Origin of the sequence: Pseudomonas sp. BRG-100 (assembly GCF_000737955.1) — a bacterium.
GTDB lineage: Bacteria > Pseudomonadota > Gammaproteobacteria > Pseudomonadales > Pseudomonadaceae > Aquipseudomonas > Aquipseudomonas synxantha_A.
Genome location: NZ_JPRX01000001.1, coordinates 2,394,120 through 2,417,040, shown reverse-complemented (window position 1 = coordinate 2,417,040; position 22,921 = coordinate 2,394,120). Strand labels below are relative to the sequence as shown.

The window sequence follows — 22,921 nt, the reverse complement described above, 5'->3', positions numbered from 1 at the left end:
TTTAAAGGGTTGACAGGGGTTTTTAAGATTGTAGAATAGCGCGCCTCAGAGACGCTAACGTAGCGATACGGACAGGGTCGAAGAGAAGGTTACACAGCAGTAAATTTGAAATATGTAGTTCCGTGATAGCTCAGTCGGTAGAGCAAATGACTGTTAATCATTGGGTCCCAGGTTCGAGTCCTGGTCACGGAGCCAATTTCAAATCGGGGTATAGCGCAGTCCGGTAGCGCGCCTGCTTTGGGAGCAGGATGTCGGGAGTTCGAATCCCCCTACCCCGACCATATTTGGGTCGTTAGCTCAGTTGGTAGAGCAGTTGGCTTTTAACCAATTGGTCGTAGGTTCGAATCCCACACGACCCACCATTTTTGAGACCAGTTAACGCTGGAATCAAATCTTAGAATCAGAGGTTCTAGCTCTGATAGAGGCGGTTTTACGGTTTTGGAAAGTGTTACAGCACTTAGATATTACCGTAGACATGCAGCCGTCTGAGGCGAACAGTAGTTTCGGTTCGTCATGATGTCAATGTGCATCGGCTTTGCGATGCGCATTCCGGGGTATAGCGCAGTCCGGTAGCGCGCCTGCTTTGGGAGCAGGATGTCGGGAGTTCGAATCCCCCTACCCCGACCATATTTAATGAAAAAAGGCGTCTTTATGGCGCTTTTTTTTGTGCCTTGAGCAAAGTTTTGCCGTTCGTCGGGAAAAAATACGGATTTCGACCTGGTGCTTTATCCCGGGCATGCGAAAGCCTCTGGCCAACCAGAACTCCCTATAGCCAGTGCGCTTTGATTATGAACGTACTAGGGCGATGCTCTGGAAAATGATGAGCTTCGTATTGAATGCTCAGTTGAGGTGCGTTTCCTGAATGTGCCGACACCAAGCCCGCTCGCCATTAGCGTCAGTAGTAGACTCTGCTCTACTTGATCTACTGGTGGGTCCATAGAGCATGTCATTGACTCGCGATGCAGTTGCGCAGATGCGAGCTCGAGAGCCTTCTGTAGCGCGCTTCGGCCAGTCGACTTGGTCCGCCGATCAATACTGACCTCTGTGCTGCTAGATTGTTGTGGAGCTGGCAGCTTCTTGGGCTCTGGTTGAGCGGTTTCCTGTGAATGCACACCTATTTTGGCGGGTAAGGGGGCAGAGGGTGTGCCACTTGGATCAACCCGTCTCACTCGGCTCAGAGCGCCCTGAGCTAGACTCCGCTCATGTAGAACAGCACGCATATGGTCGTAGTCCGCCTCTATGTAATTCATCGTTGTCGCTAGATTCGAATGATTCAGCAGGCTTTTCGTGAGATGAATGTTTCGCTCAGGCTGCTTCATCAAGTCTGTTGCTAATGTGTGCCTGAAGCGGTGAGGGGTCATGCGCACGCCGATCTTATCGGTGAGCTTGCCGTACATTGACTCCACCTGGTCGATGTTCATTTCCTTGCCATGGAAGTGACGAGAGAATCTGTTGACGTTGAACAGCTGATCGTCTGGTGAAAAACCGATTTTCTCGGCCTCCCCCAGGATCCTGGATAAGTGTGGAGCGAGTCCTTCCATAATGGGGAGGAAAAACTCCCGATGGGTCTTCTCTGTTTCACCGCGGACCAAGATCATCTGGCTGTCCCAGTCGATATCTTTGTAGCGTAGGCACAGCAGGGCATTCAGACGTATGCCTGTGTAATAAAACATCTCGAAGACGCTGAGCCAGAACCAGGCAGGTGTGATCTGGCTACGTTCATGCGTACAACGTTCTTGGCCTACAAGGGATATGAGCCAGTTGCGTGCTCGTTGGATGGCGTCTCGATTGATTGTCTTGCTGGCTCGCTTTGGTGGGATAACGCTGGTTTTCTTGAATGGGTTGATCGTGGTATGGGTCAACAGGCCGTGTTCTATGGCGTAGCCCCAAACAGTTCGTAGGTGATTTGAATAGGTGTTCCAGCTGCGTTTGGATAATCCGTTCTCAAGGACTTTTTTTCGCCATATCAGAACCGCACGATGATCGATCTCCTCAACTGAGGCCGTTCGGAAATGCTTAAGTAGTGCTTTGGTAGAGGCACGATAGATCTTTGCACTGGCAGGCCGCAGATCATGGGCAAAGATGTATTCCTCCGTCAGATTTGAGGGCGTCGTCATTGTGGCGGCTCCGTTGCTTCTGACTTCAAGGACAGGCTGATATTGTCGAAGGGGACCTCAGAGAAGATCGTGCGCGGGTCTAGAAGTAAGTACCCCTTGAGCTGCTTGGATTTTCGAGGTCCAACAACGTCACAGGTCCAAATATTCAGACTGTTTTGCGTTTTTCGATGAAGTTTCTGTTTCTCGAAACTACGTTGAACCAGCTGCCAGGCGCTGACTTGATGTACTTTGGCTTGCTGTTCGATATGGGGGAATTCAAGGACGTAGCGTTTGAAAATTCCAGGCGTTACCAGCATAGCGGTCCCTGCTACGGTATGAACCAGCGCTTTGGTATCGTTGATAATGATAGTCCGGGACGCGATGCCTTTCTTAAGCCATTCAACAAATCCCTTACCGATCTCGCTGTTATTGCTAGGCATCGGAGTGACTTCTTCGATTATTGCTAAAGACGCACCTCCTTGATTCGACGTTTGGGAAGGCTGGATGTCATCCAGTTTCGGAGACGTGGTATGTGCCGCAGAGACCTCTTTATTTTTGATGTCTTCTGAAGGCTCATTGATATTACCAAGGAGCGCCATTAGCTCGTCAAATTCATCGGTACCGCTCGAGGAATGCTGCGGGAGTTCGAACGGTGATGTCTGTGCCGGGGCTAAAGGCGCCGGCACAGGGCTGGATTGAATGTCCGAAGGCAACTTTTTTGCCGGTGTGGCGATGTTATTTTCAGCTGCAGAGTCTTCTGCCGGGTTGCCAGCTTCTACCTCAAGAGTCCCAGCGTAAGTTGTGGGCCGATCACTTGGATCATTCCAGATCAGTGCCGGTGAGAGCTTCAGCAGGGTGAAGGTGTTTCGCCAGCCACGACCATTGTCTATCGTGGCTTTCCAGATTGCCTTGTCCTGGGCATTGGTTTGGATTACCCCCTGATCTTGCAGCATGTTGAAGAAAGGCGCATTCGAACTGGGTACACCTTCAACGCCTTGGGTCAGCAAATAGGCTCGCAATTGATCAGCAATAGGCTTGCTAACCAGCCAAAGAGCATCCTGTGTCAGCCATCCATCTGACGGTCCATCGGTTTGATTCAGTTTGAATGTATCTCGGACCAGGTGACGCAACCCATCTGCTAATTGACGCTGCAAAGACTGTTTGGGCGCGGACAGCGCGCGGGCTGGATTTCCACCGAGTTCCTGTGCGACGGACGCCTGATCGGCCTTGACCACGATCTCTCCCAAAATGCCGGCATGTTCGTACTGACCAGCCAAAATGAAGATTAACTGCGACCACACTTCGGGGAAATTACTGAGCCAATCTAAGATTTCTGAGGAGAGGATCTGCGCGTAGATCAGTGCGGCAGCGGCTCCGTGAAGTTGGTAGCTGCGTCCTTTCACGTAGCGGAATCGATAGGGACGATCGATTGGGCCGTGCCACGGGTGCCAGGTTTTACCTCCTGCCAGCTCGACGTGCACGTCGACGGCGATCTTGCCGAGGTCGTGTATCAGAGCGCCGTAAGCCGCGGCGGCAGTCCAGGCCTCAGCCTGTGCTGATTGAGACTCCGGCGGTGCGCCTATAGGAAGCAGGTAGCTCTGTCGAATTTTCAAGGCATAGGCGACGATTTCAAGCCCGTGATCCAGCATGCCGCCAGGGTGTGCATGATGGTGGTTTTGCGAAGCAGGGAGCTGCTGGACCAACTCCGCGTAGCGCTCAAGTGGACGCCTATAGAGCTCGACAAACTGTGAGCGAGATAACGATGCGCGCTGCCAAATGTTCTCCAGTAGTTTCTGACGGCGCGGCGATGCCAGTAGTGCTTGGCTAGAGGCCGGCTGTATAAAACCGTTAGGGGAGGGGCTTTGGGCGGGTAGCGCTTTATTGCGGCGGAAAATAGAGAACATCGCCTGCTCCGTAAATGATTCATGGGGCAGGCTTTTCTCCTATCAAAGGGGGGGCGAGCAAGGGGAAAGGATCACTGGTGGTCTCGGGTATTTCTTTTGGCGAAGAGCCATCTCTCTATGGTGGTGACGGAGAAAGGAATGCAGAATTATCGTCGTTTCAATCTAAGGGCACGGTGCCGCAGATCGACCATGTGAGGAAAAATGATGGTTTCACTTCGCTAAGCTACGAAATCAACCTCAGATAATGTTTGGGCACTTTGTGATTTGATACGTGACAATAAGTGTGATGAGATCATTCTTTTTGCTAGCGTAGGGAATGATCTTGATGATGAGGAAGCAAGGTGGGACAACAACCTTCCTCTGGTTGTCGCCTTAGCTAAATATATTATTACTCACGTTGATAGCGTCTTGGTCGTTTTTGATGGAGTGTTTCTAACCGCTGCGCGTTCCGCTCGTTATGGTGAAGTACGTGAACTGCTGGATGTAGCTATTGCGTCTGACAAGGTTTATTACTCTGGGCAAAGAGCCCCACTTACTAGCGAAATGACTCCTGACGAGGCTGTTTCAACTCTCATTAATTTAGGTTCTCTCCAACCGTTGACGGTTGAGTCCAGAGCTGAATACTTTTTTTTGCTTAGTAATTTTACAGAAGACGAGTTAGTTGAAATTTATTCGACTCGGGAGATGCGTTGATGAGATTGGACCTTTTTCCCGCTGAAAGCGGCCCTTTCGGGTAAGGCTTTTACCCTTGTGAACCATTCCATTCGCTTCTACAGAACCCTTTACCTTTTGGGCCATTTCTGCAGCGAAAATGGGACGGCGCTAGGTGCCAAGGGTAACGGCCGTTTGTCTCATGATCTTGTAGCAGAGAAAAAACGGTATTATAAGTAATGTCATATCGCCCCTAGATGGGGTTAGAAGGAGACGCACCATGACCACGCAGACCTCTCAGGGAGTAGCAAGTCGCTTAGGCTATGGCCTGGGTCAGGCTGTGCGCCTCGTTTGGTGCGGTCAGAACCGCACCTTGCGTTGGGTCAAGCGTCTGGCCCTAATCGCAGTCACGGTTTATTCCTGGGTCTGGTTGGCTCATGCGTTCATGGCCATCCTGACTGTTGGTCTTATTTTTCTGGCCTTGGCTGTAGGTGGGTTCTCTCGTTCATCGCTAGTATCTAAAAGTAGTTACGAGCCTTTTAACTCTGCGTCTGATAATGATCCATACTCTTTAGAAAATCAGAATAATCCTCTATTTCATGCAAATTATGATGATAATTTCTTGAATTAATTTCGTGTTTGCTGTGGATTTTTGATGAGGTAGTGTTTCTTACTTGATTTTGTTTTTTGCAAACTCGCCTCCTTCGGCCCCCGCTTTTTCTACAGATTGCGTACCTCTTGATAGCCCCTCCAGCGCATTCCCAGCCCTAATTCCAGCCCACCCTAGCGCGCCTATCCAGAATAGAGGCAGGACAATGAACATAGACCCCATTACGAAGTTTAAGATGGCATCCTGAGTTGCAGTGTTCAGGCCCATCACGGGATCAAATGACAGATGTGGGGATCCTGCGCCATACAACGCATCGAGTATTGTGCTGTCAACCCATCTTGCCAGTTGAAACCAGAAGTCCACGAAGATCAGCGCAAAAAACACCACGGTCAAAGTCATGGCAACTTGCAGCTGGTAAGCTCCAACAATCAGTACCAGCGGAATACATATCACCATCGCCATCTTCAAGAACGCCATGACCATTGGTAGCGCTTGGCGAACCATGTCCATTGCTGGGAAATAGGCCATAGATCCTAATGCAACTCCGAGAGTCCCCGCTGCCCGGGCTGCTCCATTCCACACGGTTCCGTTGATTTGTCCCCCGTAGTCCGTATACACATCTCCTTTCACCTGGTTGGTAGGCGAGACCAGTTGTCGGACAAGCGAGTCAGTTACTTCTTCCTGGGATAACCACTTCGCCCAGCCGAGCATTTTGGTCATTAGGTCCGGCGACACTTGAGCCTTAATACGATCCCGCAGTCCCACTCCGCTATCCGACCACCATTGTTTGCAAGTTGGATAGCCCCCACCTCCACTCACTTGTGGTAAACCAACATCGCGAGATGCGTTATAGGGCCATGAAGCCCTTGGAGTTTTGGAGTAGTCCGTGTCGTAATAACCAGAGGTGTTCAATAAATAGTGAGAACCAATCCAGCTGAGTTCTTGCCCATAACGAGGGTCGTTCCCCTGCGCTCCCAATTCAGGTTGACGCATGAATAGTCTGGCGCGGGAGGGACCGTAGCAATCATGCGTGAAATCGCCAATTTCCTGAGCCAACAGTGGGTTGTTGATCTTGGTATTGCTAGCTTCCATGCGTACTTGCCGTAGATCAGTTCCGCAGGGTATTGCTGCTACAGCGCCACTGGTTAATCCCTTTGATAATGCATGCATTAATGCCCACCACATGGGCATCTGGGCACTCTTTCCTGCCAGTGAGCTGAATGTAGTGTTCCAGCCTGTGTCCGTGGGTTTAGGTAAGTTGTATTGACATTGCTGAGCTCTACTCTGGTCAAATGCCAAGGTATCAAAACTCACATTGACGGCTGGTACAGCGAAGAATGCGACGACGATGTAGCCAACGTAGATATTGGTCTCGATACGTGCCAGTGAGAGAACGCCTTTGTTGCCCTCATCGGCCCCCTCACCACGGACTTTCAGCCACTCTCGAATAACGATGATGCAGAAGGGCAGGGCGAATAGTCCGGTATCTGAAATCATCGCCCAGATACCGTTGTTGATGATCCAACCGACCAACGTCAGGTAGTACTCCAAATAATCATTGGTGTAGAGCGTCACAAGTCACCCCCTGCCTGATACAGCACCTTGCTCAGCTCAACCATCAGAAATAATAGGATCACCAACACCTCGATCTTCAACAGGCCTTTGCGCCGTTTCGAGCGTTCTGAGTTCGATAATCGAGCCTTGAATTTGAACCAGGCAACGGCCAGTGCGATATAAAGCATCAGGCGCCAAGTGAAGAGCGGCCAGTAGTGGTCGGTACGCCAGGATTGCCATTGCTCAGCGCTGTCGAACATGTTCATCAAGTCAGCGCTGAGTAGTACTACGAGGGCGGTAGTCGCGAGCAAAAGACCCAGAACAAGCAGAATGCTCCTCCCGGTTCGTCTAACCAGCGAGCGGTTGGGGGCGGTGACAGGCTCCGGCATATCGGTCATGGCCTTTCTCACTGTTTGTTCTGGGCGGGTGACTGCAACTGGTCTAATCGATCCGTTTCTGGTGCTCCCGAGGACACACCACGAGAGTCTTCTGCCCGTGCTTTGCTGCGTTCAATGATGGTCAGAGGCGAGTTCTTCGCGAGCTGCTGACGCATGTCCAGTTCCATTTTGAGGTTGCCGATCTCCCGTTGCAGCGAGGAGCTCTGCTGGCCGACTGCCTGGACGGCGAGGTCATTAGCCGCGACGTTCGGTTCCCGACTGCCTGCCATCAAGGTGCGCTGCAGGGTCAGAGCTTTCTCAAGTACATCGGACAACGCGACTTCGGAGGCAAGCCGGCGAGCGAGTACGTCCTGATCGCGCTCATCCTTGAGGGCCGCCACAACGCCTCTGGTGACGGGTAATGAGTTGCTGCTCGCTGCTTCTAGGTTTTCTACCGAAAGGGGTTTGTTCCCGCTCAGAAGTTCTTGCAGGGCTTTCAGCTTGGTGTCGTATGTTTCCTGGATGAGCGGCGTAAGACCGACGCCTGCAGCAGTAACCGTTTTAGGGCAGCTGTCACAGGTCTGCTGTTGCTGTTCACCCAATACACGGTTGGCGAAGCTGGACGCTTCTTGGGGTGATGACCAGACATTACACACCATGCCGTTGTTGCAGTTCGCCTTGCTGATGGATCCGGTGTCGCCGGCCGAGCGCTTGTTCAGAAGGTTGTAGCCCGCCTTGGCGACGTCGGCTACGATACGAATTGGCTTCTGACCGGAACCACCTGCTCTATCACCCCCAACCCAAGTGACGCCATCGTTGCCACCCTTCTTTTCGACTTGTTCCACCGCCGAAACTGCGTCCGTGTTGGATGTCAGCGCCTGACTCATAGCCTGACCTTCAGCAAGCTTGCCCCAGCCCATTTGGTTACCGGCGATATCAGCCATATTTTCGCCAATGGCGCGGCATGTGCCTTTGGAGCGGTCGAAGTCCAAGCGGGCCTGCAAAATACCGTTGGTGATGAGGTTGTATAGCGCCGGGTTCGCACGTTGAAGAATCAGTGCCGGCAGCGAAGCCACGGCGCTGGTGGCGCTCTGTACCACCGAGCTCATGATGTTTTTGAAGCCGGAAGTAGCACCATTCAATTGGTTTTCGAGGGTTGTGCTCAGGCTCATGTTTCCGCAGATTAGATTGGTATTCCAACCGCCTCCCACAGAAATACTATCCATGTTACCTGCGCTCCCCATGGTGACTGCGTTGCCGCCGCCAATGCTATACAGCACGTTGTCCCCAATTACGCTTCCAGAGGATGAGACGTTGATTGGGTCAGCAGAGAGCGCTATTGCACTGCTGAGGCTGCAGGTGAGCCCTATCGCCAAGGTAGTGAGTTTCATGCTTCGCTCCGATCGCTGTTTCATTGGAAGTCCGTACTGCCGAGGAAGGTCTGGCCACGACGCTGGCAACATGAATAAGGGCGCCAGAGTGCCCAGGCGTAGCCGCCATCCTGCGCATCGATGTTCGGACCGATGGTGGGAAAGGTTGCGCAAGTCGGGTTGAGGACTGGGGTGAGCTCTTGCCACTTACCAGTGGAGGCGTCACCTTCGCGTAGCGGCCCTGCAGGCCAGTAGCCGGGGTAGGGAAGGGCGAGCATCGGCAAGTAGACATGGACCTGGCCTGGGCGGGTAACCACGTCGCCGGCACGCTGCGCAATAACTGCGCCCGTTTTGTAGTCGTCAGTCTGGTTAAGGAAGCCGCTACGCGGGTAGACGTTCCCCCAGCTGCTTGCTGAGAGCAGGCTACCGACTTCACGCATGCCCGGAATGAGTGCTTCGGGGTATACGGATTCCGGGGCGCCGTATCGCCAAGCAATGGGGTCAAGGGTGCTCAGAAAGTAAGGCACAAGCGGTAAGGTTGCGCCTTTGCATACATAGCCCGAGGCGCTGGCAAACTGACTCAACGCCGCACCACCTGGATGGCCGATGACATCGGCTTCCTTAAATTTGATGATGTTGTTCTCGGCAACGTGATTGGTAGTGCCGTCGTTGCCCGCTTGGGCCATCGGATTCGGGGTGCCAAGAGGTGACATCTCTATCCAAGGGTTCATCCCTGTATTCGCATATGCAGACACCACAGCGTCCGGTACGTAGTGACGAACCTTGGTCGAGGTTTTGACTTTGCATCCGAATGGCGTGCAGAGCAGCCAGTAGCAGATGCCGACCACTTTGTACTCCAGGCAGGTTGGTGACAGGGTCGAGGCAATAATCGCTGCCGAGTTGATCGCAGCCGATGCACTGAATGACAGGCTGAAAGTGATAGCCAGCGACAAAGGCCGGATCGCTAAACGTGAGCGTCTCATCGTGGCAGGCTCCGCGCTCGTTCAATCAACGCGACGGCTTTAGCTACGTCAAGCTCGCCGTACACGACGTAGCGACGATCTACGATCACGGCTGGGAGTTTTTCGACTCGCAGGCTCCAGGCGTCTGTGACGCCCTGCTGGGCTTGGGCCAGCTCGTTTTGTAGATGCTTCCCTGCAGGGCTGACCAGGTAGCGTTGAATGGCTGCTTCTGCCTGGCCTGGATCGGCGGGTAGTTGGTTGGAAAGTTGTTCTTCAAGGCGCTGCTGATCATCCAGGAAGATGACGCGAGCGCCAGAAGGTGCGGATACTGGATGTGCTCGGTTTGTAATGACCCACGTCTCCGCGTGGGACGCAGTGGACAAGAACATTAGCAGTGAAAACAGCCAGCGCCGCGTTTCGCTAAGATGGGTAAGGATCTGGAGCATGGCACCGTACCTGATATGGATTCAGGTACAGAAGACCGGATGACTGTCTTGAGCGCAGTAAGAAATAGGAATTTGGAAGCTTTGGGTATTTGAGAGCGACGAATTCGTATGGGTTGGATTAGAGATGGCACTTGGTCGGCTCAAATTGACGACGCAGTGAGTGCACAGTTAACTGGCTATCCATGCAGTATATATTCAGGCCAAGTTTATGAGCGCGACCCTTCTTGGTCCCATCGCCGGCGGCTGATCATCTGGAAAAGTTGATTTCGCTGGATGAGCTTTTTTAAATCCGTGCACCACACGTCTACTTGGCCAAGATCCAAGGCGACAGTATGCAAGGTGTCGGCATTTTCAGCTGTGACCTGGTGATCGTTGACCGAAGCAAAACGGCTCGTCATGGCGATATCGTTATTGTGGCGCTCAATGCCGAGTGCCTGTGCAAGCGTCTGCACAGTCGCGATGACCAAGTGATTTTGATGGCTGAAAATCCTAAATATCCCCCAGGTACGTAATGGAAGGCGACGACCTGATGATATGGGGTGTGGTCAACTACAGCGTGCGTGACCATGAGCGTTAAGGTCGACCTCAACAGCGGAGAGCATGAAGGCTTCGGTGATGGTGCGCGACCGAAAGCGCCTGACCAAATTCTTGACCAAGGATCAAGTCAAGGTATGCCTTGCCCTGGATACTGATCCAAGTTACCAGATATTATTCCACCTCATGGTGTGTACAGGGCTTCGCTCCTGTGAGGCTAGGTCTTTTCCTCTCAAATATGTGTTCAATCCTAGGTTGAAAAAGGGAGTGCGCTCAGGGCAAATGGTCAGCGTTGCCTTTAATCCTTCAGACATGCATATCAAGTACGAAAGGCCTAGGACTATCCATGTGCCCTACTCGCTGATGGAGAGCATGTGGTCTTACTCCCTTCACTAGCGAGAGGTTCGTAAGTCCAATGGTCATGGAGGTGTTACTGCGCTGCTCCTAACTAATGAAGGCAGGCATTATTCAAAGAATTCCGTAGTGGACGTTATGAAGTCCTATGAGCGAAAGTGCGGCTTCTATGTTCGGGCTCATATGCTACGCCAAACTTACGGGACTTATACCTTGCTTGCCCTTATAAAAAGCAGAGAGTTTGAAGGTGAGCCACTGTTTTATGTCAGAGACAGGCTGGGGCATTCAGATGTTCAAATAACGATGATTTACTTGCATCTCATCAACCAGCTGGAGGTTCAATCCGTTCTTGCGCATGAGGACGAAATTGACATGATGTTTATGGCTGACTCCACTAAGCGCACCTGAGGTAGTTACGTTGGCCCGGCAAAAGAACTATAAGTCGGCCCTGCAATCCGTCACGATAGGATTCGAGGCTGTCGATGACAGCATCAAGATTGATTTGCCGAGTAACCCGAGAAATCATAGGCAGCTCGACCATTCTCAATATCTAGGTTCGGGCTTCGAGGCTTGGACAATTCAGAGTATTTACGTTATCCGGGCGCTGCTTCAAGGTGGAAACTTCTCTGTGGCCACTTTGATTGGTTACTCCGTGAAGGGGTTGAGGTTCTTCCTGAGTTTTTTAGGTGGATGCTTGGTCGAGTCGCCACCCGCATCGCCGAACGGCCTGACCAAATGCCATATAGGAACGGTGAGTTTTCTTTGTTCCCGGCATGAGCACCTGCACCGGTGTTTCATCTGCGTGGATGACTACTTGCCCAAGCACTACTTCGCGCAGCGCGTCGACCAGAGGCTGCAATTGGACGCCAGTAACGCCAACCCATTGAGCCAACGTCGAACGTGGAATCGCCAAGCCAGCTCGACCGAAGATCGATTCCTGACGGTAAAGGGGCAGATGGTCAGCGAACTTCGCGATCATGACGTGGTCGAGCAGGTCCGAAGTCGGGATGCCCTTATCAATAACTTGCGCCGGAACCAGTGCCTGAGTCAGCGTTTCGAAGTCATCGCAGACCTACTTGCAACGGACATGGCGTTCGACGGTGAACACGCCGCCCGTGTAATCCAGCTTCTCGCTAACGTCTTCACCGATGCGCTTGGCGATGTCGTGAGAGCTGTTCGATAATCGTCTCGTCACGATGGATCTTCCTGCCCATGGTGTCGACCTTCGATAGCAACTGCGTAGCGGAGGCGCGCAGTTGTTCGGGTGTCATTTGGTCGAGGTTGGGCGAGGAAGTCATGCCGTGGATTTTACCAAAGCAACTCATCCACCACAGGTCAAAGGCGGAACTAAATCACTGTAATTGCGCCGTTGACGCCAACCTGCTGCCATGGCAAACCGAGCACCAACGCTTGCAGTTGTTAAGCGTCGAGTTCGACTTCCTGGCCGCTATGAGTGCCGGGCCAGTAAAACTTGCCTCGGTTTAACCGGCATTCGGCAAGCCAGATGCCCACGCCATCGTGTACCAACACCTTCATCCGGTTGGCGCGGCGGTTGGCAAACAGATAGGCGCAGTGCGGCTTCGCCGCACCGAACACCGCCACCACGCGGGCCAACGCAGTTTAGGTGCCTGTGCGCATGTCCATCGGCTCGGTGGCGACCCAGATAGCATCGAGGCGGATCATTGCGAGAGGCCACGGATGAAGCGTGTGCAGCCGTCTGCGTCTGATACGGGCCATTTGACCGTGATGGATTTGTCGCCCAGCGACAGTACGATAGACACCGCTTCATCAGTGTGCCGTTTAGGCATCGATTGCAGCGGTACAAACGCGGGAAGTGGCGCGACGGGTTTATCACGGTAAATCGGCAGCCACTTGCGATCACGTTAACATTGATGCCGTGGCTGGGGGGGAGTGCCCATGCACACAGTCCTGGCGGATCTGGATCGCGGGAAGCTAGTGCTACTTCACGTTGAGCAGGAGCGCGCGCTCATTGCACCGTTAAGAAATTTGTCATCCGAGGCGTTCGGCCTCTGATTTTTGGTGTGGTTCCACGGTGTTTTCGAGAAGCGGCAGATTGATTTCAATCCAATCAACCAACGCCACGACCTTCAGCGCAGCCTCCCTGCCCAGCGGCGTGAGTGTGTAGTCAACTTGGGGGGGCACCGTCTTAAAGACCCGGCGACGGACGATTCCGTCTGCCTCTAGCTGTTGCAACGTCTGCGCCAGCATCCTTTCGCTCACGCCTTCGATCATGCGCCGCAATTGGCTAAACCGCAGCGTTCCATCGAGCAGTACCAACAGTACCAAAACGGCCCAGCGGCTGGTGAGATGTTGCAGTCGCTTACGCGACGGGCACGCCTTGGCCAGGACGTTGCCATGCCGAATCCTCTCGGCTAGCGGCGAAGCGTCGCCGGTTTCACTGAAGACTGTTACGTCAAGGACATTGTTCATAGCTTACATTTTTGTAAGTACTTACGAAAAATAAGCCGTGAATTTATAGTGCATGCGTCGTTCCCGTCAATCCTGCTGAGAAGTCGGCATGAGGGCTGATCAATATGTGCACCAAATACTTTACGGCCGCTGTCGTCAGACGACCAGGCGGCCCCTTTGTACTTGAACAAGTTTTCATAGCCTCTCTACGTGATAATGAGGTGCGCGTGCGCGTGGTCGCCACTGGAATGTGCCACACGGACATGGTGGCGCGCGACCAAGTCTATCCTGTGCCACAGCCTATTGTGCTGGGACACGAGGGTGCCGGCGTGGTGGAGGAAGTCGGCGCCGCAGTGAGCAAGGTGGTGCCGGGCGACCACGTCGTTCTGACTTTCCTTTCATGCGGCCAGTGCCGCGCCTGCCACGAAGGCGCTCCGGCCAGTTGCGAGCGTCTGAATGCTCTGAATTTCTCGGGCCATCGTCACGACGGTTCGCACGCCTTGGATGACGCGTCCGGCCAGGAGCTTCATGACCGTTTCTTTGGCCAGTCCTCGTTTGGTAAATATGCGGTCGCCAACGAGCGCAACGTAGTGAAGGTGCGCAAGGACGCGCCGCTCGAACAGCTGGGGCCGTTGGGTTGCGGCATTCAGACCGGTGCTGGGGCGGCCATCAACGCCCTCAAAATCGGGCCTGGTGACAGCTTCGCAGCCTTCGGAAGCGGTGCGGTCGGACTGAGCGCGGTGCTCGGTGCCCGTGTAGCCGGGGCAAGCACTATCTTTGCCATCGACGTGGTTCCGTCGCGTCTGCAATTGGCTCTGGAGTTGGGTGCGACCCACGTCATCAACAGCCGCGAGCAGGACCCGGTTGAGGAAATTCGGCGGATTACCGGTAATGGCGTGGATTTCGCTCTGGACTCGACCGGCATCCCGGCGGTGATCCGTTCCGCGGTCACTGCACTGCGTCCACGCGGCCGCTGCGGCATCGTCGGAGCTTCCAAACTCGGTACTCAACTCGAATTGGACGCCAATGATGTAATGCAGAACTGCAAGCACGTGTTCGGCATTATTGAAGGCGATAGCGTGCCGGATATTTTCATTCCGCGGCTAGTGGACCTCTACATGCAAGGCCGCTTCCCGTTCGACAAGTTGGTCAAGTTCTACGACTTCGACCAGATCAACCAGGCGGCCGCGGACAGCGAGAAAGGTATCACTCTCAAGCCAATCCTGCGGATATCGCCGCTGCGATAAAGGAGCCATTACTATGAGTCGATCAGATGCCTACCAGAACCTAAATTTGCAATACATCGCCGGCGAGTGGCGCGCAGGCTGCTCCGGCCAGACGCTTAAAAACCGCTCGCCCTACGATGAACAGTTACTGGTCACAATACCGCTGGCTAGCCGTGACGATCTGGATGACGCCTACGCCTACGCCAAGCAAGCCCAAGCCGCCTGGGCGGCCGCTGGGCCCGCCGCTCGCTCAACGGTTCTATTGAAGGCAGCTGAAATTTTTGAGCAGCGCCGCGACGAGATCATCGACTGGTTAATCCGCGAGTCGGGCAGCACTCGCATCAAAGCCGAGATCGAATGGGCCTCCGCCCGCGCAATCACGTTGGAAGCGGCCAGTTTTCCCGGTCGCGTGCAGGGTCGCATTCTGCCCTCCGATGTTCCCGGCAAGGAAAGCCGCGTATATCGTAAGCCATTAGGGGTGGTAGGCATTATTAGCCCTTGGAACTTCCCATTGCACCTGACCCAGCGTTCATTGGCGCCGGCGCTGGCGGTGGGCAATGCAGTAGTACTCAAGCCTGCAAGCGACACCCCCATCACTGGAGGCCTTCTGCTCGCCCATATCTTCGAGGAGGCCGGACTGCCGCCCGGCGTGCTGAGTGTGGTGGTTGGGACAGGCTCGAATATTGGGGACGCCTTTGTCGAGCACCCAGTGCCAGCGCTGATTTCTTTCACAGGTTCGACCGAAGTGGGCCGCGGCATCGGTCGCATTGCAAGCGGTGGGGAGCACCTCAAGCACGTGGCCTTAGAGCTGGGCGGCAATAGCCCCTTTGTCGTACTAGCCGATGCAAATCTGGAGCAGGCTGCGCATGCAGCCGTCGTGGGCAAATTCTTGCACGTCGGCCAGATCTGCATGGCGATCAATCGGATCATCGTCGAGCAGCCTGTGTATGAGCGCTTCATAGAGCTGTTCGTGGAGCGCGTCTCCAAACTGTCTGTTGGCGATCCCTCGCTGCCTAGCACCGTTATCGGTCCAGTCATCAACGTGAAGCAGTTAGAGGGCCTGCAAAAAAAGATTGCTCAGGCGAAGGCCGAAGGCGCACGTGTCTTGCTGGAAGGGCCAGCCCAAGGCCAAGTCCTGCCACCTCACGTTTTTGCCGATGTCCAGCCGGATTTTGAGATAGCCCGCAGTGAGATTTTTGGCCCTTTGGTCGGCATCCTTGCTGCGCGAGATGAGGAACATGCGCTCGAACTCGCCAACGCCAGCGAATACGGTCTTTCCAGCGCTGTGTTCTCTGGAGACTTGGAGCGCGGCGCATGGTTCGCGCAACGAGTGTGCGCCGGCATGACCCATGTCAACGATATTCCTGTCAACGATGAGGTTAATGCGCCATTTGGCGGCGAGAAAAATTCAGGTATCGGTCGCTTCAACGGCGACTGGGCTATCGACGAATTCACCACCGATCATTGGATCAGCGTACAACGCGTGCGGCGTGCCTATCCGTTCTGACGTGTTAATTGCCTTTTATTTACGACAAGTCTGTAGGGAGTGAAATGTACATGAGTCGATCCAAGTTTCCTCGCCTTATCGCGGCAGCATGCTTCGTTTTGGGATTTGCTGCACAAGCAGGTGCCCAAACCGTAACCCCAGCTAAACCCGTTATTGAGGTGGTAGCTCTCACCCTTAAGAGTGGTGTCAGCTATGCCCAGTTCGCACCGGTCGACAAGGCCGTGGAAAGCGAACATGTCGCCCACCAGCCAGGGTTCATTTCACGTGAATCGGCCGCAGGTAAGAACGGCGAATGGTTGGTGATCGTGCACTGGAGATCGGTAGCCGACGCCGACGCCTCGATGGCCAGTTTTTCTTCTGCGCCTGCTGCGCAGAAGTTCGTTTCGCTGATCGATCCCGCGACGATGGTGATGAAGCGCTATCAAGCGCCGTAAGTAGCGAGGCACGGCCTTACCGCTCAGCATGTGAGTTCTGAGCCAAACTATTTTCTGTTCGTTTTCATCCATGTAGGAGTTAAATCATGAGCATTGCAGTCACTGGCGCCACCGGCCAACTGGGCCGTCTTGTCATCGAGAAACTCAAGCACAAAGCATCTGCGTCCGATATCGTGGCTTTGGTGCGCGACCCAGTCAAGGCCTCGAACCTGGGCGTTGCGGCCCGTGCCTTCGACTACACCAAATCCGATCTACTCGACTCGGCGCTTGGTGGCGTGGATACACTACTGCTGATTTCCAGCAGCGAAGTGGGGCAACGTGTACCTCAACACGCCAACGTCATCGCTGCTGCCAAAAAGGCCGGTGTCAAGCTTATCGTCTACACAAGCTTGCTGCATGCGGATACGTCGCCGCTGAATTTGGCATACGAACATATCCAGACCGAGGCGGCTCTCAAAGCGTCGGGCGTGCCCTTTACGCTTCTGCGCAACGGCTGGTACACGGAGAACTACACAGCATCGATTCCGGCCGCGTTGGCCAACGGTGCTTTCTACGGTAGCGCTGGCGACGGACTGATTTCCTCTGCCCCTCGTTCCGACTATGCCGAGGCAGCAGCTGTTGTTCTGACAAGCACAAACCACGCCGGGAAGGTTTACGAGTTGGCCAGCGACGAAGCCTATACGCTGGCTGATCTTGCTGCGGAAATCTCCAAGCAGACAGGCCGTTCGATCCCCTATACCGATATTCCCGAAACCGACTACGCCGCAGCCCTCAAAGGCGCGGGCCTACCGGAAAGTCTGGCGGATGGGCTTGCATCTTGGGACGTTGGTGCGTCGAAGGGCGGACTATTCGATGACGGGCACCAGCTTTCGAAGCTACTAGGTCGTCCAACCACCCCTTTGTCTGCCGTTGTTGCGCAGGCGCTGAAGGCCTGATTCAGCACAGTTAAGCCTTGCGTCGCAACTGCGACGCAAGGTCACAGCCGCATCCGCTCCAATGCATCCTTTCAGATGCATGAATACCGTCACTGTTGATGCAATTACGACGGAATGTAAATCGCTAAAAACAGCGAATCATTTACTTAGTTAGGTTGATTCCGCTATTAGTGGGACTTTGGTACAACTTTAGGAGAGTTACGATGAATCTTAGCGATAACAATGAGATTAGGTCCTTGATCGAGCAGTACGCGAATTCAATAAATGGCGATATTAATGGCACCGATTTGAACCTGGCAGAGAAGATCTGGCTCACCATCCCCGGATGCGAGCTTCGTTCATCCTCGGGGCCATGAAATTGGCTGGGTGCAGGTCAGGGACAACTTCTACATCCAGACCATGGGCGATATGTTTTCCGCTCGAAAACTGGTGCCACGCGACATCAGCATAACGGTATTCGGGAATGCAGCCTATGCAGAGTTCTACTGGGCATTTGACGCCACTTTCCGCCAAAACGGTGAGCCGCTGCATACTGAGGGGCGCGAGAGCCAAATGCTTGTAAGGGTTGGTGGAGTATGGCGAATAGTTAAGGTCCATTACTCAAACATGCCAGTAACAGACGAAGGTGAAGGATTCTAACGCTCAGCACCAATATGCTTCAGCAGCTCAGTCATGTTGACCAGGGCCAAAGCATGTAATTCGATCTTCACCGCCGACTATCCTAGGTCGAGTTCGTCGACGAAAAAGTCGACTACTCGCGCCGGATTTGTGTTGCTGACGTAGTCGTCAAGGCTTTCGGGAAGCAAAGTGGCTTGTCCGCGATGGTCACCTTGAATGAAGCGCTTCATTGCCGCCCCCCGAATTGATCACGCCAAAAATGATAGCAAAAGCATTCTGATTCAGCCGCTGGCATGCGTTCGCCGGTTAACAGTTTTTTGAGGTAATGACGATGAGCAGATTGCACATCGGTAATTATTGACCTGAGTGGGGTGTCAAGCTCTGAGGAACTCCATTTTTTCTTGAAGGATGCGCTAGGTTTTCCTGAGTGGTATGGCTGCAATTGGGATGCTTTCTGGGACGCGATAATGGGTCTAGTGGAAATGCCCGAGCACCTAAAAAATTCAGGGTGGAACACGCTATCCAAGCGCTTACCTGAGGATGCGAGGCTTATGCATGAATGCCTTACCGAAATGAAGGTTGAATGTAAGCGTCTGGCAGACACACCTCGCTGAAAGCTAAACTGCTGCCTTTCGTTTGTGGGTGATGGAGCCTACTTGCTGGAGGTAGGCTCTACCCTTTTGATGTCCTACGATCCGATGACACTATCGAGTAGCGTCGTCCCATAGGAATTGTCCACTACGCATAGCCATTTTTCCGAGACTTGGTAAGCGTCCAGCCAATGCGCCTTGGCGAACAGATAAGCACAGTGCGGCTGCGCCGTACCGAACACTGCGATCACCCTGGCCAATGCCGTCTCGGTACCGGCGCGCATGTCCTTCTGCTCGGTGGCAAGCCACATGGAGTCGATGCGAATCATCGCAGCAGATCTCGAAGAAAGGTCGCGCAGGCAGCAGCATTTTCAGTGGGCCAACTCACTTTTACGGTGCCGCGCGTGTGCTGTTTTTCAACGCAGATATTCGATGATGATGGGTGGGATTTTGCCCCAGCCAGCGACGCGGGTAATGGAATAAATGCAGGTTGCAGCGCTGTGCTTTTCTGCGATTGCAGCCGAATCCATTTGTGGACGAGGTTTGCGTTAAGATTATGGCTGAGTGCGGTATCCGTCCGGCCAAGTCACCTACCAAGCCCCGCAAAGCCAAGACATGGTGTGCACTTAAATTTATGTGCGCACCAATTCTAGCCTTTTAAGTGGGTATTTCATGCAGCCAACACGCCGTTCCTATTCCAAGTCCTTCAAAGCCCAGGTTATTCAAGAGTGTGCCCAGCCAGGCGCTTCGATTGCCAGCATCGCGCTCAGCCATAATCTTAACGCAAACCTCGTCCACAAATGGATTCGGTTACACACGCAGCAAAATACGGCGCTGCAACCTGCTTTCATTCCGTTGCCCATGCAGCTGGCTGGAGCAAATTCGCAAGCTGCATCGCCGAATATCTGCGTTGAGATCCAGCACACACGTGGCACCGTCAAAGTGAACTGGCCAACGGAAAATGCTGCTGCCTGCGCGACCTTTCTTCGAGATCTGCTGCGATGATCCGGATCGACTCCATCTGGCTCGCCACCGAGCCGATGGACATGCGAGCAGGTACCGAGACTGCGTTGGCCAGAGTGATCGCGGTGTTCGGTGCGGCGAAGCCGCACTGTGCCTATCTATTCGCCAACCGTCGCGCCACTCGCATGAAAGTTCTGGTGCATGACGGCTTCGGGGTCTGGCTGGCTGCTCGTCGACTGAGCCAGGGGAAGTTCCACTGGCCAGGTATTCGCCATGGATCTGAAATGCAGTTGGATTCCGAGCAACTCCAAGCCCTGGTAGTAGGGCTGCCCTGGCAACGCGCGGGCTCCGGCGGCGCGATCACACTGCTTTAACGGCTGCCATTAGCCTATCGGTCTATCGCCGCGAACCGCCTGCTCTGGAAAAATCCGGGGCATGACTTCTTCGCCCAATCTCGATCAAATGTCCCCCGACCAACTGCGTGCTTTGGCAGCGCAGTTGCTGTCGCAAGTCGACACCATGGGCAAGAAAATCAACCGTGATCAAACGGTCATCGAGAAACTGACTCACGAGATCGCGCAGCTCAAACGATTGAAGTTTGCCAAGCGCAGCGAGCAGATGAATCCTGAGCAGGCCAGTCTGCTAGATGACCTGATCGATCCCGATATCGCGGCAATTGAAGCAGAGCTTCAAGCCTTGCAAACAGCGCCAACGGCGACCGATAAAAAGCAAAAGCCCAAGCGCACGGCATTACCGGCAGAGTTTCCACGCACATTGATCCATCACGAACCGGACAATACTCACTGCCAATGTGGCTGCGTACTCAAGCGCATCGGCGAGGATGTCAGCGAGAAGCTTGATTACGCGCCTGGCATGTTTACCGTTGAGCGCCATGTCCGTGGCAAATGGGTCTGCGATGACTGTGAAACACTGATCCAGGCGCCGGTTCCGGTGCAGGTCATTGATAAGGGCATCCCGACTTCGGACCTGCTCGACCACGTCATGATCGCGAAGTTCGCTGACCATCTGCCCCTTTACCGTCAGGAATCGATCTTCGGTCGAGCTGGCTTGGCGATTCCACGTTCGACGTTGGCTCAATGGGTTGGCGTTACTGGCGTCCAATTGCAGCCTCTGGTCGATGCGCTACGCGACGTAGTGCTCGGGCAGCAGGTCATTCACGCCGATGAAACACCGTTACAGATGCTCGCTCCGGGCGCGAAGAAAACCCACCGCTCTTATGTCTGGGCCTACGCCACCAGCCAGTTCTCGGACTTGGCAGCGGTGGTTTACGACTTCAGCCCCAGCCGCGCCGGAGAGCATGCTCGCAACTTCCTGCAAGGCTGGAAGGGCAAGTTGGTCTGCGATGATTTTGGCGGCTACAAGGCCAGTTTCGAACTCGGCGTAACCGAGATCGGCTGCATGGCCCATGCGCGGCGCAAATTCTTCGAACTACATGCCACCAACAAGAGCATGCTCGCCGAGCAGGCCCTACGCTACATCCAGTTGCTTTACGAAATCGAGAGTGAAGTGCGCGACCTGGAGCCGGATTTACGGCGCCGAATACGGCAAGAGAAAGCCGTACCTGTGATGGATAAACTAAATGCTTGGATGATGGCCCAGCGCGAACTCGTGCCTGAAGGTTCAGCCATCAGCAGAGCGCTGGATTACAGCCTGAAACGCTGGGCAGCGCTGTCGCGCTACCTTGATGACGGGGCCGTACTCATAGACAACAACTGGGCAGAGAACCAGATCCGGCCATGGGCGCTTGGACGCAAGAACTGGCTCTTTGCAGGATCGCTGCGTAGCGGCAAACGGGCAGCAGCGATTATGAGTTTAATCCAGTCTGCGCGGCTTAATGGGCATGATCCGTATGCTTATCTGAAGGACGTTCTTACGCGCCTGCCGACGCAGCGGGCGAGTGAAATTGATCAGTTGCTGCCGCATAAGTGGCAACCCATCCCACCACGCAGATGAGTCGGAGACACTTATCATCATCTGCTTACTGCGGATCAAGCTCGACGTGTCATCAATAGCATTGAGGCGGCAGCCGACAACAAGCCAGCGCAGCAAAGGTTGAAAATTTGCTTACCACGAGGCAGAGCGAACCAACGTCGCATATGCAATCCGATGTACGCATAGATGCCAATCGCAATCCACTCCAATACCAAAAACAGAAGACCGAGCAACGTAAGCTGAGAACCAATGTCTGCCGTTGGGTCGACGAATTGAGGCAAGAACGCGGTAAAAATCAGGATGGCTTTGGGGTTGCCTGCGGCAACGAGGAATTCCTGCCTTGCCAGCGCGCATAGACCTATCGGGGCGTTTTTTGACTCAGCTTCCGCTTGCGGTGTAGCTCTCCACAACTGGTATGCCAAGTAACAAAGATATGCCGCGCCAACTATTTTGATCCCATAGAAGATTAGCTCTGAAGTTTGTAACACTACGGCCAAGCCTGCCGAAGCCAGCGCAATCATCACCGCGAACGCCAGCAAGCGACCAACACCTGCCATGCATGATGTGCGGTATCCGTAGCGTGTTGCATTGCTGATAGACAGCAGGTTGTTGGGCCCAGGCGCCATATTCAGGGCAAAGCAGGCGGGCAGGAATAACGCTAGCGTCGCAAGGTTCATATGGATATCCATAACCATTTTTCGTCAATCCTACAATTGAACTGCCGCGCGTGCCACCGTCCTTAGGGTCATGCTGGAGCACGTGCAGTCAGGACGCCGGCGCAATCAGAAAGGTGTGTCCCCCGGACGCTTACAACTCATCGGTGTAGTTACGGCGAGTGGATGGATACATGGCAACCTCCAAGAGAACGATTTAAGTATCGCTTCTTGGCGTCCGTTGTCACGGGACAGGCCCATTGCTTGGACAATGCCGCTATGGAAAGCTTTTTCGGTACGCTCAAGAGCGAGTTTTTCTATCTGGAATCATTTGAGAGTGTGGAGCAACTGGCATCAGGCATAGAGGATTACATCGCCTACTACAACCAAGACCGCATAAGCCTCAGACTGAATGGCTTGAGTCCGGTACAATTTCGTATCCAGGCGCTGAATCAATAGCGTCTCCTGTCCAAATTTTGGGGGGGCAGTTCACAGGGTGGGTCACTTTTCAATCAGCGCCAACAGCTCCACCACCAACGCGTGGGCGCCACAACAAAACCGGTCAGAACAGGCACGGTCAACGACAGTAGTGCAATCAGGATGTCTGATATGGTGTAATCCTGCATTCAACTCTGATGGCGTCAGCACAAAAAGTCGAGCTTCCCCATTTACTAAATTTTTATACAGTCGGGTGCTTTCCGCCTGTAAAATGACTTAAGAATCTGAAAATAGCCTCCCTCTCAGTACTAATTGC

21 protein-coding genes, 4 tRNA genes and 6 pseudogenes are annotated in these 22,921 nt (G+C 53.8%); 18 read left to right on the top strand and 13 right to left on the bottom strand.

The features are described from left to right. The first annotated feature begins 119 nt into the window (after positions 1-119). The 4 genes from JH25_RS16570 (at position 120) to JH25_RS16585 (ending at position 627) form a co-directional block, all read left to right on the top strand. A tRNA-Asn gene (locus JH25_RS16570) sits at positions 120-195 on the top strand. A 9-nt stretch (positions 196-204) separates the two neighbouring features. After that, positions 205-281 (top strand) — tRNA-Pro (locus JH25_RS16575). Positions 282-286: 5 nt separating this feature from the next. Then, positions 287-362 (top strand) — tRNA-Lys (locus tag JH25_RS16580). A 188-nt stretch (positions 363-550) separates the two neighbouring features. Next, positions 551-627, top strand: a tRNA-Pro gene (locus JH25_RS16585). Positions 628-797: 170 nt separating this feature from the next. On the opposite strand, the gene JH25_RS16590 is transcribed toward JH25_RS16585, so the two are convergent. Beyond that, positions 798-2,117 carry a site-specific integrase gene (locus JH25_RS16590; RefSeq protein ID WP_032877957.1) on the bottom strand — a complete coding sequence of 440 codons (1,320 nt, stop codon included), beginning with the start codon at positions 2,115-2,117 and terminating at the stop codon, positions 798-800. Further along, positions 2,114-4,000, bottom strand: a complete 1,887-nt coding sequence (gene mobH / locus JH25_RS16595) for a MobH family relaxase (protein ID WP_032877955.1) — start codon at positions 3,998-4,000, stop codon at positions 2,114-2,116. Before mobH ends, JH25_RS16590 begins: the two co-directional genes overlap by 4 nt. Positions 4,001-4,264: 264 nt before the next feature. Between mobH and JH25_RS28005 the strand changes: the two genes are divergently transcribed. Then, complete coding sequence (locus tag JH25_RS28005) at positions 4,265-4,693, top strand: hypothetical protein (protein WP_177327402.1); 429 nt, start codon at positions 4,265-4,267, stop codon at positions 4,691-4,693. 238 nt (positions 4,694-4,931) lie between these two features. Next, positions 4,932-5,282, top strand: a complete 351-nt coding sequence (locus JH25_RS28655) for a hypothetical protein (RefSeq protein WP_164699477.1) — start codon at positions 4,932-4,934, stop codon at positions 5,280-5,282. A 39-nt stretch (positions 5,283-5,321) separates the two neighbouring features. On the opposite strand, the gene JH25_RS16600 is transcribed toward JH25_RS28655, so the two are convergent. From JH25_RS16600 to JH25_RS16620, 5 genes are read right to left on the bottom strand one after another with little or no spacing between them, the layout of a single operon-like run. Continuing rightward, positions 5,322-6,836 (bottom strand): conjugal transfer protein TraG N-terminal domain-containing protein, encoded by a 1,515-nt coding sequence (locus JH25_RS16600; protein ID WP_032877953.1) that lies wholly within the window; start codon positions 6,834-6,836, stop codon positions 5,322-5,324. Then, positions 6,833-7,213: a hypothetical protein gene (locus tag JH25_RS16605; RefSeq protein WP_032877951.1), complete on the bottom strand. Its 381-nt coding sequence runs from the start codon at positions 7,211-7,213 to the stop codon at positions 6,833-6,835. Before JH25_RS16605 ends, JH25_RS16600 begins: the two co-directional genes overlap by 4 nt. Before the next feature lie 8 nt (positions 7,214-7,221). Then, the gene (locus tag JH25_RS16610; RefSeq protein ID WP_032877949.1) at positions 7,222-8,583 is read right to left on the bottom strand and encodes an integrating conjugative element protein; all 1,362 of its coding nucleotides are present in this window, start codon (positions 8,581-8,583) and stop codon (positions 7,222-7,224) included. A 20-nt stretch (positions 8,584-8,603) separates the two neighbouring features. Beyond that, on the bottom strand, positions 8,604-9,545 hold the full coding sequence (locus JH25_RS16615; protein WP_032877947.1) for a TIGR03756 family integrating conjugative element protein: 942 nt from the start codon (positions 9,543-9,545) through the stop codon (positions 8,604-8,606). Continuing rightward, positions 9,542-9,970 carry a TIGR03757 family integrating conjugative element protein gene (locus tag JH25_RS16620; RefSeq protein WP_081883305.1) on the bottom strand — a complete coding sequence of 143 codons (429 nt, stop codon included), beginning with the start codon at positions 9,968-9,970 and terminating at the stop codon, positions 9,542-9,544. Before JH25_RS16620 ends, JH25_RS16615 begins: the two co-directional genes overlap by 4 nt. Before the next feature lie 230 nt (positions 9,971-10,200). Here JH25_RS16620 and JH25_RS0127095 point away from each other — a divergent pair. Together JH25_RS0127095 and JH25_RS29250 are read left to right on the top strand one after the other, a co-directional pair. Next, positions 10,201-10,547 (top strand): annotated as a pseudogene (locus JH25_RS0127095) (LexA family protein); the annotation flags it as partial. Positions 10,548-10,561: 14 nt separating this feature from the next. Continuing rightward, positions 10,562-11,266, top strand: a pseudogene (locus JH25_RS29250) (tyrosine-type recombinase/integrase); the annotation flags it as partial. A gap of 331 nt (positions 11,267-11,597) precedes the next feature. Here JH25_RS29250 and JH25_RS28000 read toward each other — a convergent pair. The 3 genes and pseudogenes from JH25_RS28000 to JH25_RS16630 all read right to left on the bottom strand — a co-directional run. Next, positions 11,598-12,156, bottom strand: a pseudogene (locus JH25_RS28000) (transposase); the annotation flags it as partial. A gap of 121 nt (positions 12,157-12,277) precedes the next feature. Then, positions 12,278-12,463, bottom strand: a complete 186-nt coding sequence (gene tnpB / locus JH25_RS27995; protein WP_236648091.1) for an IS66 family insertion sequence element accessory protein TnpB — start codon at positions 12,461-12,463, stop codon at positions 12,278-12,280. A gap of 405 nt (positions 12,464-12,868) precedes the next feature. After that, entirely contained in the window at positions 12,869-13,309 is a 441-nt protein-coding gene (locus tag JH25_RS16630; protein WP_032877942.1) for a winged helix-turn-helix transcriptional regulator, read from the bottom strand. A gap of 104 nt (positions 13,310-13,413) precedes the next feature. On the opposite strand from JH25_RS16630, the gene JH25_RS16635 reads away from it, so the two are divergent. The 5 genes and pseudogenes from JH25_RS16635 to JH25_RS29355 form a co-directional block, all read left to right on the top strand. Then, positions 13,414-14,535 carry an NAD(P)-dependent alcohol dehydrogenase gene (locus tag JH25_RS16635; protein ID WP_032877940.1) on the top strand — a complete coding sequence of 374 codons (1,122 nt, stop codon included), beginning with the start codon at positions 13,414-13,416 and terminating at the stop codon, positions 14,533-14,535. A gap of 13 nt (positions 14,536-14,548) precedes the next feature. Further along, positions 14,549-16,021, top strand: a complete 1,473-nt coding sequence (locus JH25_RS16640; protein WP_032877938.1) for an aldehyde dehydrogenase family protein — start codon at positions 14,549-14,551, stop codon at positions 16,019-16,021. Positions 16,022-16,071: 50 nt separating this feature from the next. Beyond that, complete coding sequence (locus JH25_RS16645) at positions 16,072-16,455, top strand: antibiotic biosynthesis monooxygenase family protein (RefSeq protein WP_201772882.1); 384 nt, start codon at positions 16,072-16,074, stop codon at positions 16,453-16,455. An 86-nt stretch (positions 16,456-16,541) separates the two neighbouring features. Next, positions 16,542-17,390: an SDR family oxidoreductase gene (locus tag JH25_RS16650; RefSeq protein WP_032877936.1), complete on the top strand. Its 849-nt coding sequence runs from the start codon at positions 16,542-16,544 to the stop codon at positions 17,388-17,390. A gap of 330 nt (positions 17,391-17,720) precedes the next feature. Further along, positions 17,721-18,029 (top strand): annotated as a pseudogene (locus tag JH25_RS29355) (nuclear transport factor 2 family protein); the annotation flags it as partial. Between the two features lie 80 nt (positions 18,030-18,109). Here JH25_RS29355 and JH25_RS29045 read toward each other — a convergent pair. Continuing rightward, a pseudogene (locus JH25_RS29045) lies at positions 18,110-18,238 on the bottom strand (hypothetical protein); the annotation flags it as partial. Positions 18,239-18,379: 141 nt separating this feature from the next. On the opposite strand from JH25_RS29045, the gene JH25_RS27985 reads away from it, so the two are divergent. After that, positions 18,380-18,622, top strand: coding sequence for a barstar family protein (locus JH25_RS27985; RefSeq protein ID WP_442961408.1), 243 nt, complete (start codon positions 18,380-18,382; stop codon positions 18,620-18,622). A gap of 74 nt (positions 18,623-18,696) precedes the next feature. On the opposite strand, the gene JH25_RS29040 is transcribed toward JH25_RS27985, so the two are convergent. Next, entirely contained in the window at positions 18,697-18,927 is a 231-nt protein-coding gene (locus JH25_RS29040) for a hypothetical protein (RefSeq protein ID WP_050549352.1), read from the bottom strand. 343 nt (positions 18,928-19,270) lie between these two features. Between JH25_RS29040 and tnpA the strand changes: the two genes are divergently transcribed. The 3 genes from tnpA (at position 19,271) to tnpC (ending at position 21,535) form a co-directional block, all read left to right on the top strand. After that, complete coding sequence (gene tnpA / locus JH25_RS27960) at positions 19,271-19,603, top strand: IS66-like element accessory protein TnpA (protein WP_236648038.1); 333 nt, start codon at positions 19,271-19,273, stop codon at positions 19,601-19,603. Then, positions 19,600-19,935, top strand: a complete 336-nt coding sequence (tnpB, locus tag JH25_RS29035; protein WP_032877934.1) for an IS66 family insertion sequence element accessory protein TnpB — start codon at positions 19,600-19,602, stop codon at positions 19,933-19,935. Before tnpA ends, tnpB (JH25_RS29035) begins: the two co-directional genes overlap by 4 nt. A 61-nt stretch (positions 19,936-19,996) precedes the next feature. Further along, entirely contained in the window at positions 19,997-21,535 is a 1,539-nt protein-coding gene (gene tnpC, locus JH25_RS16660; protein ID WP_032877932.1) for an IS66 family transposase, read from the top strand. A 35-nt stretch (positions 21,536-21,570) separates the two neighbouring features. On the opposite strand, the gene JH25_RS16665 is transcribed toward tnpC, so the two are convergent. Further along, the gene (locus JH25_RS16665) at positions 21,571-22,191 is read right to left on the bottom strand and encodes a LysE family translocator (protein WP_032881110.1); all 621 of its coding nucleotides are present in this window, start codon (positions 22,189-22,191) and stop codon (positions 21,571-21,573) included. A gap of 234 nt (positions 22,192-22,425) precedes the next feature. Between JH25_RS16665 and JH25_RS0127070 the strand changes: the two are divergent. Further along, positions 22,426-22,626: pseudogene (locus JH25_RS0127070) on the top strand (IS3 family transposase); the annotation flags it as partial. Positions 22,627-22,921 lie beyond the last annotated feature (295 nt).